Here is a 16,290-nt window from a genome sequence, read left to right as displayed (position 1 = left end):
AAGCCTTGCTAAACCGTGAGGCTTTCTTTACTTAGATAATCTCCCAACTCTTCTACGCCAATTGGTTTCGAGAAAAAGTACCCTTGAAAATGTCCACATCCAGACTGAGAAAGTATCTGTTTCTGGCTTTCCGTTTCAACGCCTTCTGCTACAACCGCCATGTTGTGGTTATTAGCGATATCAAGAATATTGCTCACCATTAACCGGGACTGCTGGTTGGTTTCAATACCATCCACAAAAGACTTATCAATTTTGAGCTCTGAAAGTGGAAGATTACTGATCAGGCTTAAAGATGAATATCCCGTACCAAAATCATCAAGCGAAAAACGAATACCGTGCTCTATCAAAGTGACACACGTCGTTCTTATCTGCTGTAGATCTTCAATAAACACACTTTCGGTGATCTCCAGAATAATACTTTCCGCTGGCACTTCGAACCTTTTAAGTTGATGCAGAATAAACGAACCGAAATTGCTCTGTAGTAACTGCATAACCGAGATGTTCAGAGACAAGGTGAAATCTTTCTTATGCTTTTTGCGAATCTGTGCGGTATCCCTAAGCGCGTTTTCAACGATTAAGAATCCAAGTTGCGGCATTAACCCTGACTTTTCTGCAATTGGAATAAACTTATCGGGTGGAACAAAACCCAGTTCGTCATCAATCCACCTAACGAGTGCCTCAGCGCCATACATTCCACCAGATTGATCAATCTGTGGTTGATACACCATGTGCAGCTTATTATGAGTAATTGCACCCTTGAGCCTCTGTTCAATCTGAAGATGAGCAAAGTGTCTGCGTTGCAAATCAGGTGTTACAAAACAGGTTGTATTGCGAGTCTTCTTCGCCTCAGTCATGGCGATATCCAGAGAACGAAGTAGCTCATCCACATTGGAACCATGTCTTGAAGAACTCGCCACCGAAAGGCTTGCTGTAATTAAAAAGTTCATTTTTTGAATGGCGAAAGGAGCGGATAGCGCACTCAAAATATCGGAACAAAAAGTCTCTATCTCTGAGTCAGATTTTTCGGGGCACAGCAGATAGAACTCATCCCCTACCCCTCGTGCAATTTCCATATCCCCTTTGGCAAAAAACTCCAACCGCTTGGCGATATCTACAAGTAACTTATCTCCATAGCTTTGACCATATGCATCATTGACGCTCTTCATCCGGTCAATATTGATATAAACGATGGATATTGAGGACGATCTTTTATCATCAATCATCTCTCTAAGATGGTGCTGATTCGGAAGGCCCGTTAAAACATCGTGAAAAGCCTGATAGTGAAGTTCTTCAAGCTTCTCTTTTTCGCTTCGGGCGATAGAACCTGCCAGCATAAAAAACACCAAACAGCTTCCAAGATAGAGAGAGGTAACCGCAACAAGCTCATGGTAAAACTGGCTTCGTATATAGCTGTCTTCAATTCTGGAAGCTGTCCAAAACTGAAAGTATGGGTCGTACCGAATCACCATATTGTAATCAATACCACCCACAGTCGCGTCTACCGGATACGGTCGCATTGATGATTGAATGCTGCTTTTATCGACATTGTTTTGAGCTACTGCGGAATTGATAATGTCCTGAAGCGTAGATTGCGGAATAGGTGTCTCGTAAACTTTCTTATTCTCAGAATAAGCACTGCTGAACTGTAAATATCCATCATCCCGAATGATGTCCAGACGCTGATAATCAGGTGTTTTTGCCAGAAATGCAGACTGGTTCACCTTGATACCAGCCGTCATCACTGAAACAAGTTCATCACTCTCATTTCTTATTGCTCTGCGAATTGCCATCGCCATTGCTGCATCTTCAAGAGAATCAAGCAAGTAAGTGCGGCCTACAACGAGTCTGGTCGACTCCATAGTCTGAAGAAAAGAATCTCGACTGGCTTCCTGCTGAAGTAAGTTTGGTAGTTTCTCAAGGTTTAGGTTGTAAGAAACCGCAACCAAATCACCTTTAAGGTTTGCCAACCCCAAACCCGCAACGGCTGGATGGGTTTTTCTGACTCTTTCTAATACGGGGGAATGTTCAGGAGAATGCGGGATCGACGAATCAAGAGATAACTGGTTACCAAGTACTTCGAGGAGAGATTCCTGACTCTTGAGAAAGGCTTGCGTGCTGTTGGCAAACTGGTCGACTTCTACATATTGGAGCTGAAGAAACTTCTCATTGGTTCTTTCCCACAAATAATTTGCGGAGTACGTAAACAGCATCGTTCCGCTGAAAATTATCAACCAAAATAAGGACCAGATGTTTCTTTTAATTACTGCCATGCAACGCGTCCATTCACCGATTAGTAGGGCTCGTTAGTAATAATTCACACCAATACATTCACCCAACTTATCATACGCGCATATGGTAAAAATTGAAAAACAGCTAAAAGTTAAACCCCACCTTGCTTGATGGGGTTTGATTGCACTCAGTTCATGAGGTTAGTTAACGAGCGAAGTCGCTTCTCTGGCTAGTCGACCAATCTCATCCCACTTACCTTCGTTGATGAGCTTTTTGTCCACCATCCAGGTACCGCCACAAGCAATAACTCGCGGAATCGATAGGTAATCATTGATATTTTTTGGACTTATCCCACCCGTTGGCATCAGCTGGATGTCCGTATATGGCGCTAAAAGAGATTTCACCATCGCGATACCACCGGAAGCTTCTGCCGGGAAGAATTTCAGAGTTGTCAGTCCCATCTCTAACGCTGCTTCAACAGTACTTGGGTTGTTTACTCCTGGAACAATATCGATTCCCAGCTCCTGACAGGCTCTTACTGTGTTTGGGTTAAAACCCGGGGAGACGATAAAGGTTGCCCCGGCCTCTTTCGCTGCAATAACCTGTTCACGGTTTAACACAGTACCCGCACCAATCAGCATATCTGGCTGTGCTTCTCTTAGCAGTCGAATCGCTTCTACTGCTGCATCAGAACGGAAAGTGATCTCAGCGGCTGGTAAACCGTTTTCTGCCAGCGCTTTACCTAAAGGAATAATATCTTCTGCGTTATCCAACGCGATAACCGGAATAACCTTGATTTCCTTTAGTTGTTCAATTGTTGTTGTCATGTTTGTTCCTACAATCTGGCTATAGGTCAGCCAGTCTATTTAAATGTGTTTGTAATGGTTTCAGTGGCAGCGATTGGTACGATGGCACCTTTATGTTGAATAACAGCACTCGCTAATTGATTACCTCGTATGCAACACTCTTTCGGAGATATTCCCCGTATATAACCGCTAAGAAAGCCTGCGTTGAATGAGTCACCAGCAGAAGTAGTATCTACAACATTTTCTACCGGAATGGTCGTAATCATTTGATTTTCAGCCTCTGCAAAGTCTCTGAACAAGCAACCGTCAGAACCTAACTTAAGCACTACTTTAGATACCCCAGATTCTTTCAAACGAGTGAGAGCATCATCAATGGCGTTGTCACCCCAGATATCCTGTTCATCGTCAAAAGTGAGCAACGCAATATCACAAAATGAAAGTAGCTCTGAGTATGTCCGCTTGACGGTTGCCCATTCTTCTTTCTGTGGCCATAGTGCTGGGCGGAAGTTAGAGTCGAATGCGATTTTTACGCCCTTTTTAGAAAGAGATTTAAGTAGCTTTAACAGCTTCTGACGATCCGAATCAGGCAAAATCGCCAGACTGATACCACTTAGATACACCATATCCATCTGCTGTAACTTATCAGCTATCTGCTCAAACTGCGGATGCTGAACCATGTAACGAGCCGCGGACTGATTACGCCAGTATAAGAATGTCCGCTCTCCTTGCTCATCAAGCTGAATCAAATACAAACCCGGCTGACGAACTTCATCCCTTAACACCAACTCTGTATTAATACCTTCCAATTTCCAGCGTTGAACGATGCCTTCGCTCAAAGGATCATTACCCATAGCGGTAACATAATGGACCTGAGTGTCATCACCGGTAGCACGGCTTAAATAGACAGCCGAGTTAAGGCTGTCTCCACCAAAGGTTTGCAGCATATCCCCAAACGGCTCACCGTTGAGTTCAATCATGCATTCCCCGATAAGTGCTATCTTTTTCATCTGTTTTACTCCGCTGCCTTAAAGAAGTTTTCAGCGTTGTTAAAGCAGATGTTTCTCACCATAGGGGCCAGTAGTTCATCTTCATTTGGTACTTCACCATTTTCAACCCAGCGTCCTAGCATGTCACAAAGAATACGACGGAAGTACTCATGACGTGTGTAGGAAAGGAAGCTGCGGGAGTCGGTCAGCATACCGACAAACTGGCTCAACAAACCAAGTTGTGCTAGCTGCTCCATCTGACGCTCCATGCCATCTTTCTGGTCGTTGAACCACCAGCCAGAGCCAAACTGCACCTTGCCAGCGATACCACCACCCTGGAAGTTACCAATCATGGTTGCCATCATCTCGTTGTCTCGTGGATTCAGGCAGTAAAGAATGGTCTTAGGCAACTCATTGGTTTTATCCATCGCATCAAGTAGCGAACCTAGCTCAAATGCGAATGCACGATCACCAATCGAGTCAAAGCCAGCATCTGGACCAAGCAGTTTAAACATACGGGTACTGTTGTTGCGCTGCGCACCAATATGAAGCTGCATTACCCAACCGAGCTTGTTGTATTGCTGGCCTAGCCACACCTGTACCGCTGTACTAAATTGAGCCACCTGAAGCTCGCTAAGCTCATCTCCTCGCAGGCGACGCATTAAAATCTTGTCTAGTGTCAGCTCACTTGGCATCGCTGCGAATCGAACGATCTCCATACCATGATCCGCTGCTCGGCATCCATGTTGGTCAAAGTGTTCAAGGCGGCGAGATAGCGCGGTTTGTAGATCGGAGAAGGTTCTGATCTCGACATCTGCAACCTCTCCTAGCGCCTGGATATAGTCAGCAAAACCATCCAACTCAACCTTAAACGCTTTATCGGGCCTCCAGCTTGGTCGAACCTGAACATCAAAATCCGGTTCTTTCGCTATTGCAGCGTGATGCTCCAGAGAGTCTACCGGATCATCAGTTGTACCAACCATACGCACATTCATCTGCTTCATAATGCCACGAGCACTAAACTCAGGTGTTGCGAGCATTTCGTTGCACTGGTGCCAGATCTCGTCTGCGGTTTTAGGACCAAAAAGTTTACCTGTAATACCAAATGGACGACGCAATTCTAAATGAGTCCAGTGATACAAAGGATTACCAAGGCATTGAGGTACTGTTTTCGCCCACGCCATGTATTTATCAAAGTCAGAACTGTTGCCGGTAATCAGCTGTTCAGGAATACCGGCAGAACGCATTCCACGCCACTTGTAGTGATCCCCTTCCAGCCATATCTGACCAAGGTTATCGAACTGGCGGTTTTGAGCGATTTCAGCCGGATTCAGGTGACAGTGATAATCAAAGATCGGCTGCTCTTTCGCGTACTCATGATAAAGACGTTTTGCCGTCTCATTGGTCAGAAGAAAGTCTTCACACATAAACGATTTCATTTCGGAGTCTCCTATTCTTCTTTACCTATAATGCAGCAACGGTTGCGCGTGCACCGTTATCAATAAGTGACTGATAAGCCGTACTTACCACATCAATCACCTGTGGGTTTTGTCCAAGTTCTGCCGGGAAGATGGCTTCTACAGACAGTAACGCTGGTACTACCGACACGTTCAGACCATGCTCATCACAAATATTACGAAGTGACTCTATCATCGGGTCAACAACGTTGATTTCATTACCTTGCTCATCAACACCTGCGATATAGCGCATCCAACCCGCAATGGCCGTTGCAAGCCAGGAGAAGTTGCTGCCTTGTTCAAGGTGGAACTTGAGGCTTCCCCCCATACGCTGAGGAATCTTCTGGCTGCCATCCATCGCAATCTGCCAGGTCTGATGCTTCAGACTTGGGTTGGTAAAGCGATCAATAAGCAGTTTCGCGTACGCTTCAAGGTCGGTACCTTCTGGCATATCCAGCGACTTCGCCTGTGCTTTCATCATCATATCGAAGGCTGCTTTACGGTAACCTTCATCAGTCATGGTGTCCGAGATGTGCGCATAACCACCAAGGTAGCCTAAGTACGCCAGGAAGGAGTGAGAGCCGTTTAACATACGAAGCTTCATCTCTTCATAAGGAACAACATCGGCTACAAATTCTGCACCTGCGACATCCCAATCTGGACGACCTGCAACAAAGTTGTCTTCAATAACCCACTGACGGAAAGGTTCACAGGCGATACCACATGGATCTTCGCAACCAAGTAACTCGGAGATTTCAGTTAGTGTTTCTTCAGTCGCAGCGGGCACAATGCGGTCAACCATGGTGCATGGGAAAGTCACGTTCTGTTCGATCCAGTTGCCCAGCTCACTATCCAGTAGTTTTGCAAACTCCAGGATGGCTGCTTTTGCTACATGTCCGTTTTCCTGAACGTTGTCACAAGACATAACAGTGAATGGCTGTAGACCTCGTTCTCGACGCAGTTTAAGCGCTTGCACAATGTATCCAAGGGCAGATTTTGGCTGCGAAGGATTGGCTAAATCTGCCTTAACTAACGCATTTTCTTTGTCTAGTGTCCCTGTTGCGGGATCGGCACAGTAACCTTTCTCTGTAATGGTCATTGAAACGATCGCAACCTGTGGCTCCGCCATTTTTTCAATGATGGCTTCTGTACCATCGAAAGTAGGATGCAGTGACTCGCAGACAGAACCAATTACCTTCACATCTGTTTTCTCAGCACCTTTTTCAGCCACTGTATACAGGTGTTCCTGCTCTCTTAGCTTTTTGACCAGCTCTTCACCACCAAAGAGGTTCACTTCACAGTAACCCCAGTCACTCTCCGTTTTCTGGGCTAACTCATTCGTAAACAGCGCTTGATGCGCTCGGTGGAACGCACCGAAACCAAGGTGAACAATTTTGCTTTTTAGTCGGCTACGATCATAGCCCGGTGCAATCACCCCTGAGTTCAATTCCGTGTTAGAGATATTCTTAGTCATTCGATCTTCTTCCTTATCTGATTTCGCTCAGTGGTAGCTTGTCGCCGTTAGTGTATGGTTTTCCGTTTATAACCAGCGCTCTTGATTCAGTTGCTGGCAGCTTTAAGGACAGCTCAGCGTATGCTGGTTTATAGTCACCACGGGACTGAACATTTAGCTCAATGGATTCGTTGGTGCAGTTCATAGTTATGTCCAGACTTAAGTGTTCACCTTCCAGATAACGGTTAGTTTCACCATCGTCGTCAAAAATAGTCGTGGTTGTTTCACCACATCCCTTTAGTGGGAAGATCTCGAGAGCACGCTTAGTATCAGCACTTGCAGAGCTGTGAGCGACACGCTCACTTGTTGGTAGTATTGCACCAGCACGAACCATCAATGGCAGTGTTTCTAACGGAGCATCTACGGTAACCGACTGGCTACCTGCACACCATTGACCCGTGTAGAAGTTGTACCAACCAGTACCGTTGTCAGGCAGGTAAATATCACGTTCACGTTGCCCTTCTTCAACCACAGAAGCAACCAGCAGGTCTTTACCTAGTAGGTAATCATCGCATTCCGCAAATGTATTCGCGTCTTTTTCATGGTCAAGGAAGGTTGGGCGCATCATTGGTTCATCTTCACTGTGTGCCTGCCACAATAAGTTGTACAGATAAGGCATCAGACGATAACGAAGAGCCATCGCATCTCGAATGATTGGTGTCACTTCCGGATACATCCAAGGTTCGTTAACACTGCCATCATCATTCCAGGAGTGGATAGTAAAGCGTGGGTGCATAACACCGTTCTGAACCCAACGAGCGAACAGCTCAGGATCAGGACGCTCTCCGGCAAATCCGCCCACATCGTGACCGAGGTTGTATAAACCTGACAGGCTCATACCTAAGCCCATACGAATGTTGTACTTCAAACTGGTCCAGTTAGTGCGGTTATCACCACTCCAGGTTTGAACGTAACGGTTCATGCCCGGACAACCAGAACGAGAAATCAGGTAAGGACGAATTTCAGGTGCATACTCAAGCTGAGCCTCATAAGAAGCACGCATCATCAATAGTGGTTGCAGAGGACGAATCAGGCTAACTGGAATCTCTTTACCAAAGCCGTGACAACGAGCCCCTTTATCCCAGATCTCGTATTCGTTGTTATCGTTCCAGGTTGAGTCGATGCCTTTTTCCAGCAACTGCTCTTTCACGTTCTCCTGCCACCACTTGATGGTATCTGGATTCGTAAAGTCCAGATGAGAACCATCAGCATCCCAGAATACAGATTTCTCTGGCTCATCCACTTCTGAATCGCGGATAAACAGCCCTTTCTCTTCTGCTTCGCTGAATCGAGGGTGATCGTGTAGCAGGCACGGTTTAATGTTCGCAGCTAGTTTAAGTCCGGCTTCATGGAACACGTCTGCCATCGCATTTGGGTTTGGCACTTTGTCGTAGTTCCAGTTGAACACATAGCGCTTGTTGCCAATAGAGGTGTAGCCAGAAGAGAGCTGGAATGAATCACACGGAATACCATTTGTCGCGCACTTATCAACAAAGCCTTCCAGCAACTCCTGCGCATTTTCTGCATCTGTGTACTGCATGGTAGAACCGCTGTACCCAAGACTCCAGCGCGGGCCAAAAATAGTACCACCAGTCAGGCGCACAAACTTCTTAGAAACATTGGCGATGGTTTTACCCAACATCATGTAGAAATCAAGATCACCGTCTTCCGCGCGGTAGCTACGATACTTCACATGGTAGTTATCCAACTCATTGCCCAAATCAAACCAACAGCTTGCCAGGTTATCGTAATAGAGACCAAAGCTAACCGCTTCTTCCTGCTCAGTCACACGAGTGATATAGAAAGGAATATGTTTGTACAGAGGATCGGTAGTTGCCGCATCGTAACCCATCGCATCCAGATTTCGCATTTCAAAGCGACGTCCACTGCGGTTAAGGTCACCGGTTTTCTCACCTAATCCATAATATTGGTCTGACAGGTTGCGATTCATAAAGTGAGCAACAGCATTATCAGACACACCTAGCTGATAAGCTCCGGTTTTACGATCAGATGCCAACGGTAGCCATTTATCACCTGATTTGTACTCCCACTCCATCCAAAGTGGCTGATGCAGAGTAAGACGCACGGCTTCTGTTTCTATAGTCAGACACTCGTCTTCGCTAGCCAGATTAAACTCAGGACAACTAAAGTCTTCCGTCGACAGTCGGTCTCGTCCTTCCCAGACGACATCTTTTCCACCAGGTGCTACCGACCAGCTTCTGTCCAGCCTCGCTTCACCTTTGTTTTTAAACATCACGCGGATGATGTCCTGTTCAAGTACAAAAATATGCAGCAGGTGGCGACCGTCACACTCAATATCGATGCGATTATTCTCAGCCGCTTTAAATTGCCACTGTTTTATAGATTTCATAAAAATGTCCTAACGATATTTGGGCGGAGTGCTCCGCCCATATTCAATTGATTAGTAACCTAGTACTGTTTGAGGAAGAATCAGGCTTAGCTGAGGAATAAATGTCACAAGCATTAGCGCAAGAATCAGTACCGCATAGAATGGCAGAAGTGGTTTAACAACTTTATCAATCTTCACTTTACCTACCGAACAACCAATGAATAGCGCACTACCTACCGGAGGAGTACAGATGCCGATACATAGGTTAAAGGTCATCATGATACCGAAGTGCACAGGGTCCATACCCAGATCCATCGCGATTGGTAGGAAGATAGGCGTAAAGATGAGAAGTGCCGGAGTCATATCCATAAACACGCCGATAATCAGAAGAATAATGTTGATTATCAGAAGAATGATGATTGGGTTTTCAGATACCGCCATTAGCGCATCACTGATCATATAAGGGATATCCGCGTTGGCCATCGCCCACGACATACCCATAGAAGCACCGATAAGTAGCAGTACAATAGAAGTGGTCACCACTGACTCTAAAATAATGCTTGGTATTTGTTTAAATGAAACTTCACGGTAGAACACAACAGCCAATAATAGCGTATAGACAACGGCAATCGCTGAGGCTTCTGTTGCAGTGAAGATACCGCCAACAATACCCCCCATGATAACCACAATAAGGCTAAGACTCGGAAGTGCATCTAATGTCTTTTTAACCACTTCAGAACGTGTAGGTTTAGGTGATACCGGATAGCCACGCTTTTTCGCAAAGTAACCAGCAACAAGCATAAGACCAAGGCCCATCAGCATGCCTGGAATGTAGCCCGCAAGGAACAGCGCACCGATTGATGTGCCACCAGAGATAAGCGAGTAAACAATGAAGGTGTTACTTGGCGGAATAAGCAGACCAGTAGGGCAAGAAGTAATGTTTACTGCCGCAGAGTATGCAGGATCGTAACCTTCCTTCTTTTGTAAAGGCGCCATGGTTCCGCCAACCGCAGCGGCTGAAGCAACTGCTGAGCCAGAGATTGCCCCAAACATCATGTTTGCAATCACGTTTACGTGAGCAAGTGAGCCTGGTAAACGGCCACCTATCACCTTAGCAAATTCAATCAATCTCAGCGCGATACCGCCCTGGTTCATGATATTACCCGCCAGGATAAAGAACGGAATTGCCAACAGAGCAAAACTGTCCAGGCCAGAAGCCATTTTTTGGGAAATAACTGCAATTGCAGATTCAAACGGGAGTTGCAACATTACTGTCAGTAGTGACGCGACACCAATGCCAAACGAAATTGGAACACCTAACCCCAGAAAGAGGAAAAAAGTACCGAATAAAACAATGATTACCTGCCATTCCATCAGGATTCTCCTTATTAATTAGTAGATTAGCCGTTGACAGGCGTTGTCATCAGTTTGAGGTTATGCGCTACATCTTCCAGAAGGTAGATAGTCATAAAGAATCCACTTAAAGGAATTGCTGCGTAAACCAGGCCCATCTCGATACCGAGAGCTGGAGATACCTGACCGGTAGATAAAGTTTTAAGCATTAGTGAACCACCGCCATACATCATGATGACGACAGCAAAGAAAAGGCTGATTACATTGATAAGTAAATGCAGGGCTGCTTGTTTCGCAGGGTTGTGTTCCAGTTTAAAAGAGAGCAAGTCGATAGCAAGGTGGCGTTTTTTGCCAAGCGTGTAAGCTGCACCCATCAAACCAACCCAAATAAATAGAAAACGAGCAATCTCGTCTGTCATGGTACTTGGGGAGTTCAATACGTAGCGAGAAAAGACCTGCCATACAACACATATCACCAGGAAGCTACTGAGCGATATGCAGAACAAAGACAGAGACTTATCCATCACTGAAATGAGCTTTTTCATTGTCCAATCCGTTTGTTTTATTAGTGATTCGGTTCTCCGCAAGTCAATTCCAATCAACCTGCGGTATGAATTTGTCACATTATATTGTTTAAACAGTTCAGACCAAGAGACCTAGATCACACTAAATTGGCCGGACCAATTTATATATTTTTGTTTGTGATGTCAGTCATCTTTTCAATATAGTTTTATTGATGAGCAAAAGTTATTAGGCCAAATTAAAGTGGAAACAACGTGGACTGACATCTGTTCTTAAAAATCAGTTGAACAGAAGTAACTACATAAAAGAGCAAACTAACCCGATTCAATACTCATATATAAAATTGAGAAAATGGAGAATACTATGTTTGGGAACAAAACTGCCGTAGCAACTTTAATTTCATGTGCTATTGCTGCCACTGCTGCTTTACCTACCTACGCTGCAACCACTTTCAAACTAAGCCACAACCAGGACAGAAACCACCCAGTTCATAAGTCCATGAAATATATGGCTGATGAAGTGAAAAAGCTGACTAACGGTGAAGTTAAAATCCGTATTTATCCAAACGGCCAGCTAGGTACCCAGCGTGAGTCAATGGAGCTGATGCAGAATGGTGCATTGGATATGGTTAAATCAAACGCAAGTGAAATGGAATCCTTTGAGCCAGCATACGGTGCATTCAATATCCCTTACATTTTCCACGACCGTGACCACTACTACCGCTCAATGGAAGGCGAAGTAGGCCAGAAAATCCTTCAGGCATCTGAAGACAAAGGCTTTATTGGTCTGACCTATTACGATGGTGGCTCTCGTAGCTTCTATGCAAACAAAGAAATCAAGAGCCCAGCAGACCTTGCAGGTATGAAGATTCGTGTTCAGCCAAGTCCTACCGCTGTAAACATGATCAAACTAATGGGTGGTTCTCCAACACCTCTTGCTTATGGCGAACTATATACAGCACTTCAGCAAGGTGTGGTAGATGGCGCAGAAAACAACCCAACTGCACTGACTAACTCTCGTCATGGTGAAGTAGCGAAAATCTACAGCATGGATGAGCACACCATGATTCCTGACGTACTTCTAATCAGTACAACTTCCTGGAACAAGCTTTCTGATGAAGAGAAGAAGTTAGTAAAACAAGCTGCTGATGATTCAATGGCTTATCACAAAGAACTTTGGACCAAGATGATCGACGAAGCGATGGAAAAAGCGAAGAGCTCTATGGATGTGAAAGTTGTAAGTGTTGATAAGCAAGCATTTATTGATGCGGTTAAACCAATGCACGATGAAGCGTTGAAAAACCCAGCTATCAAAGACTACGTACAAGGTATTGATGCTTTAGCGAAGTAATCGTTACGACAGGAAGCCCGACTTGGGCTTCCTGATACTCTCAAGATGCTATTCCTTTTTCGCTATTCGAATGGATAAAGAGAAATAGTATTTAGAAAAACGCATGCCGGAACTTATACACGGCAATTGCTCAGAACAAAAAAAGCATTCACAAAACAAATGCAAAGTACCAATTGGTAGGATGTTTCGATATCATGTCAGACCAAATTTCTGAGCAATAAGTTACACAACGGGTTAAATCATATGAGTAATACCAAACGTCTGTACCAGCAGATTGGCCTGAAACTCAAGGACAAAATCGCAGCTGGTGAGTTCAAGGTCGGAGACAAACTCCCACCTGAACGAGAGATTGCAGAAAGCATGGAGGTGAGCCGTTCGGTTATCCGAGAATCACTCATCATGCTAGAGCTGCAAGAGATCGTCAAAGTCAAAAAAGGCTCTGGTGTATTTGTCATCAACACTCCTGAACAAGCTGAACAATTAGCAGCAGAGGCTGTGAAAACAACAGATGCTGTAGAACAGGAACAAGACGATGATGCAGGTCCATTTGAGATGCTTCAGGCACGTCAGTTTCTTGAAAGTCGAATCGCTGAATTTGCGGCAACTCAGGTAACCAAGAACGACATCTCCCGTCTGCGCGCTGCGTTAGATATGGAGCGTCAGCATCTGGAGAAAAACGACCTGGATTACGAAGGTGATGAGATGTTCCATATCGCTATTGCTGAAGCAACTCAAAATAGCGTTCTGTGCGACATGGTACGTGAAATGTGGATCCGACGTGAAAAGAGTGCAATGTGGCGTCAGCTACATGAACGAATCTCAAATCAGGATTACAGGCAAAAATGGTTATCCGACCACGAAGTGATTTATAGAGCATTGGTTCGCAAAGACCCAATCGCTGCTCGTGAAGCGATGTGGCAACACCTTGAGAATGTGAAAGAGACTCTATTTGAATTATCGGATGTAGACGACCCGAGATTCGATGGATTCTTATTCAGCTCTTATTCCGTTGCCTCATAGAAAACAAAAAAACTTAAAAGAGCACACATAACCCGCTCTGCATTTAAAGCTCAGAAATTTAAAGGTGAAAGTTATGGAACAAACATGGCGTTGGTATGGGCCGGACGACCCGGTTTCGCTTAATGACATTAGACAAGCTGGCGCGACAGGCATTGTAAATGCCCTGCACCACATACCAAATGGTGAAGTGTGGTCAAAAGAAGAAATTCTGAAACGTAAAGCAATCATCGAAAACAAAGGATTAACCTGGTCGGTAGTAGAAAGTGTCCCTGTCCACGAGGAGATTAAGACTCGTAGTGGCAACTACCAAAAGTGGATAGAAAACTATAAGTCTTCTCTCGAAAATCTGGCTTTGTGCGGTATCGATACGGTCTGTTATAACTTTATGCCTGTTCTTGACTGGACTCGTACCGATCTTGAATTTGAACTACCTGATGGCTCAAGAGCGCTAAGATTTGACCAAATCGCATTTGCTGCCTTTGAACTGCACATTCTGAAAAGATCTGGTGCAGAAGATACATACTCAGAAGGTGAGCAAGTACAAGCTAAAGCTTATTTCGATGCTATGTCTCAGGCAGATATTGATAAATTAACTGCCAACATCATTGCCGGTCTGCCAGGTGCGGAAGAAGGCTACACGTTAGATGAGTTTCAGGCACGCCTGGATACCTATAAAGATATAGACCGCGATACCCTTCGCAAACATATGGCTCTGTTCTTAGAAGAACTGATGCCAGTATGTGAAAAGCATGGCCTGAAACTCGCGGTACATCCAGATGATCCACCACGCCCAATCCTTGGCTTGCCTCGCGTTGTATCAACTATTGAAGACATCGACTGGCTAACAGAAAACGTACCAAGCCAGATGAATGGCATCACCATGTGTACAGGTTCATACGGTGTTCGTGGCGACAATGATCTGGTCAATATGATTGAGAAACACGGTGATCGTATCTACTTCACCCACTTGCGTTCTACCCAACGTGAAGAGAATCAGATGAGCTTCCACGAGGCTGCGCATCTGGAAGGTGATGTCGACATGTACAACGTGGTTATGGCCCTTCTTAAAGAAGAGAATAAGCGCAAGAGCAATGGCGAAGAACGCCTGATTCCAATGCGCCCAGACCACGGCCATCAGATGATCGATGACCTTAAGAAGAAGACCAACCCAGGATACTCCTGTATTGGCCGATTAAAAGGTCTTGCGGAAATCCGCGGCGTAGAAATGGCTCTGCAAAGGTCTTTCTTTAAGTAACAAATACTCTAACCAACATAAAGGCGGTGTTAACCGCCTTTCACGCTTAAATATCCTTCCCGTCAGATGCCGAAACTCGGTCATGTGAGCCCCCCCAATTAAACTCTTTCTCCAGCCAGTTCATAGACTCACAAAGAGACTGACTAATCTGTATTTGTGTTAGTTCCATATTGATGGCCTGTGTTTGTTTACAGTGACCATGAGACATTAGATTGAAAAGCAAACATGAGATTACTTACAGCTACTCTGATCAGAGATATGCATCGATTTATTAACGTTGTGATCCACAATAATAAAAGCACATCTAAGATATTATAGTGTAAATTATCATGTATGGTTATAAATTTTTGGGACGATGGCGTATAATATCAAACAGATATTACAATCACCAAAAACACATAAAAATCACAAACATACATTTATAATTATATTTTTAATAAAATGAGCAAACTAAAAGATATTTCTAAAGCAACAAAACTTTCAATGTCTACTATTTCAAGAGTACTTCAAAATTCTAGGCAGGTTTCTGAGAAGAATAGAATAAAAGTTTTAAAAGCAGCAAAAGAACTAGGATATGAAGTAAAGAGTCCTAGAGAGCATAATTTTATTCTTGTAAATGTTCCTTCCTACGACGACCCCTTCACAGACAAAATATTAAACGGAATCAGAACAGCATCAAAACAACTTGGGTATAAGCTTGTTCTTACACTGTATGAAGAAAATAGTGATATAGAATTGGTTACCAATAATATCAATGGCTTAGTTGCTATTGTTTTCATTGGCTCTGAAATATTAATGAATAATAATCATACGCTCCCATGTATATATGTTAGCAATTTTTCATACAAAGGCGACCAATCCAGCGTTCAGATTGATAATTTAACATCTGCATTTAACGCTACTGAATATTTAATTAAAAAGGGGCACCGTAATATCGGTCAAATACTGGGTAATAAATACTCTGTCCTTGTTAAATACAATGATCAAGGTTTTAGGCAGGCACTTCACCGTTATAATATCACTTATAATCATGCCTATAATTTTGAGGGGGATTTTGATTTTAAATCTGGTGAAGATGCAATGAAGTATTTTCTATCATTGCCTGAGAGACCAAGTGCTATCTTTTGTCACAGTGATAGAATGGCTATTGGTGCTATGAAATACGCAGAAGAAGTTGGTGTAGCTGTTCCACAAGAAATATCGTTTATTGGTTTTCAAGATATCCCTCTATCTGAGTATGCGAACCCACCACTAACAACGATGGATCATTCATTATATGAAATGGGCAGCCAAGCGATTAAAGTTCTACATAGCAGATTAGAGGGCAAGCAAAATATAAGCGATAGAAATATAATTTCTACTACTTTGATAGAAAGAAGCTCGGTATTTGATTTTACTCAGAAATAAAAAACCGACCATTCTTTGGTCGGCTTGGTACTAAGTATTTTT

13 protein-coding genes are annotated in these 16,290 nt (G+C 44.1%); 4 read left to right on the top strand and 9 right to left on the bottom strand.

The window, feature by feature from the left end; genetic code table 11:
• Nucleotides 1–8: 8 nt before the first annotated feature.
• From SNR28_RS01275 to SNR28_RS01240, 8 genes are all read right to left on the bottom strand, one after another.
• Nucleotides 9–2,270 (bottom strand): EAL domain-containing protein, encoded by a 2,262-nt coding sequence (locus SNR28_RS01275; protein ID WP_375749211.1) that lies wholly within the window; start codon nt 2,268–2,270, stop codon nt 9–11.
• A 159-nt stretch (nt 2,271–2,429) separates the two neighbouring features.
• Nucleotides 2,430–3,056, bottom strand: a complete 627-nt coding sequence (locus SNR28_RS01270) for a bifunctional 4-hydroxy-2-oxoglutarate aldolase/2-dehydro-3-deoxy-phosphogluconate aldolase (protein WP_375749210.1) — start codon at nt 3,054–3,056, stop codon at nt 2,430–2,432.
• A gap of 35 nt (nt 3,057–3,091) precedes the next feature.
• Nucleotides 3,092–4,042, bottom strand: coding sequence for a sugar kinase (locus SNR28_RS01265; RefSeq protein WP_375749209.1), 951 nt, complete (start codon nt 4,040–4,042; stop codon nt 3,092–3,094).
• A gap of 5 nt (nt 4,043–4,047) precedes the next feature.
• Nucleotides 4,048–5,460 carry a glucuronate isomerase gene (uxaC, locus tag SNR28_RS01260; protein ID WP_375749208.1) on the bottom strand — a complete coding sequence of 471 codons (1,413 nt, stop codon included), beginning with the start codon at nt 5,458–5,460 and terminating at the stop codon, nt 4,048–4,050.
• A gap of 25 nt (nt 5,461–5,485) precedes the next feature.
• Nucleotides 5,486–6,952, bottom strand: coding sequence for a mannitol dehydrogenase family protein (locus SNR28_RS01255; RefSeq protein ID WP_375749207.1), 1,467 nt, complete (start codon nt 6,950–6,952; stop codon nt 5,486–5,488).
• Nucleotides 6,953–6,965: 13 nt separating this feature from the next.
• A complete protein-coding gene (locus tag SNR28_RS01250; RefSeq protein WP_375749206.1) occupies nt 6,966–9,362 on the bottom strand; it encodes a TIM-barrel domain-containing protein in 2,397 nt (798 codons plus the stop codon).
• Nucleotides 9,363–9,413: 51 nt separating this feature from the next.
• A complete protein-coding gene (locus SNR28_RS01245; RefSeq protein WP_375749205.1) occupies nt 9,414–10,715 on the bottom strand; it encodes a TRAP transporter large permease in 1,302 nt (433 codons plus the stop codon).
• Nucleotides 10,716–10,741: 26 nt separating this feature from the next.
• Nucleotides 10,742–11,239, bottom strand: coding sequence for a TRAP transporter small permease (locus SNR28_RS01240; RefSeq protein WP_375749204.1), 498 nt, complete (start codon nt 11,237–11,239; stop codon nt 10,742–10,744).
• A 340-nt stretch (nt 11,240–11,579) separates the two neighbouring features.
• On the opposite strand from SNR28_RS01240, the gene SNR28_RS01235 reads away from it, so the two are divergent.
• The 3 genes from SNR28_RS01235 (at nt 11,580) to uxuA (ending at nt 14,841) form a co-directional block, all read left to right on the top strand.
• Nucleotides 11,580–12,566, top strand: coding sequence for a TRAP transporter substrate-binding protein (locus SNR28_RS01235; RefSeq protein ID WP_375749203.1), 987 nt, complete (start codon nt 11,580–11,582; stop codon nt 12,564–12,566).
• A 243-nt stretch (nt 12,567–12,809) separates the two neighbouring features.
• Nucleotides 12,810–13,586 (top strand): FCD domain-containing protein, encoded by a 777-nt coding sequence (locus tag SNR28_RS01230; protein ID WP_375749202.1) that lies wholly within the window; start codon nt 12,810–12,812, stop codon nt 13,584–13,586.
• A 73-nt stretch (nt 13,587–13,659) separates the two neighbouring features.
• Nucleotides 13,660–14,841, top strand: a complete 1,182-nt coding sequence (gene uxuA, locus SNR28_RS01225) for a mannonate dehydratase (protein WP_375749201.1) — start codon at nt 13,660–13,662, stop codon at nt 14,839–14,841.
• Nucleotides 14,842–14,887: 46 nt separating this feature from the next.
• Here uxuA and SNR28_RS01220 read toward each other — a convergent pair whose 3' ends face one another.
• The gene (locus tag SNR28_RS01220; protein ID WP_375749200.1) at nt 14,888–15,010 is read right to left on the bottom strand and encodes a hypothetical protein; all 123 of its coding nucleotides are present in this window, start codon (nt 15,008–15,010) and stop codon (nt 14,888–14,890) included.
• A gap of 272 nt (nt 15,011–15,282) precedes the next feature.
• Between SNR28_RS01220 and SNR28_RS01215 the strand changes: the two genes are divergently transcribed.
• On the top strand, nt 15,283–16,248 hold the full coding sequence (locus tag SNR28_RS01215) for a LacI family DNA-binding transcriptional regulator (RefSeq protein WP_375749199.1): 966 nt from the start codon (nt 15,283–15,285) through the stop codon (nt 16,246–16,248).
• Nucleotides 16,249–16,290: the final 42 nt, after the last annotated feature.

It is taken from the genome of Vibrio iocasae (assembly GCF_042245395.1).
GTDB lineage: Bacteria > Pseudomonadota > Gammaproteobacteria > Enterobacterales > Vibrionaceae > Vibrio > Vibrio iocasae.
Note: the sequence above shows the minus strand (reverse complement) of the source record. Positions and strands in the feature narration are given on the sequence as shown.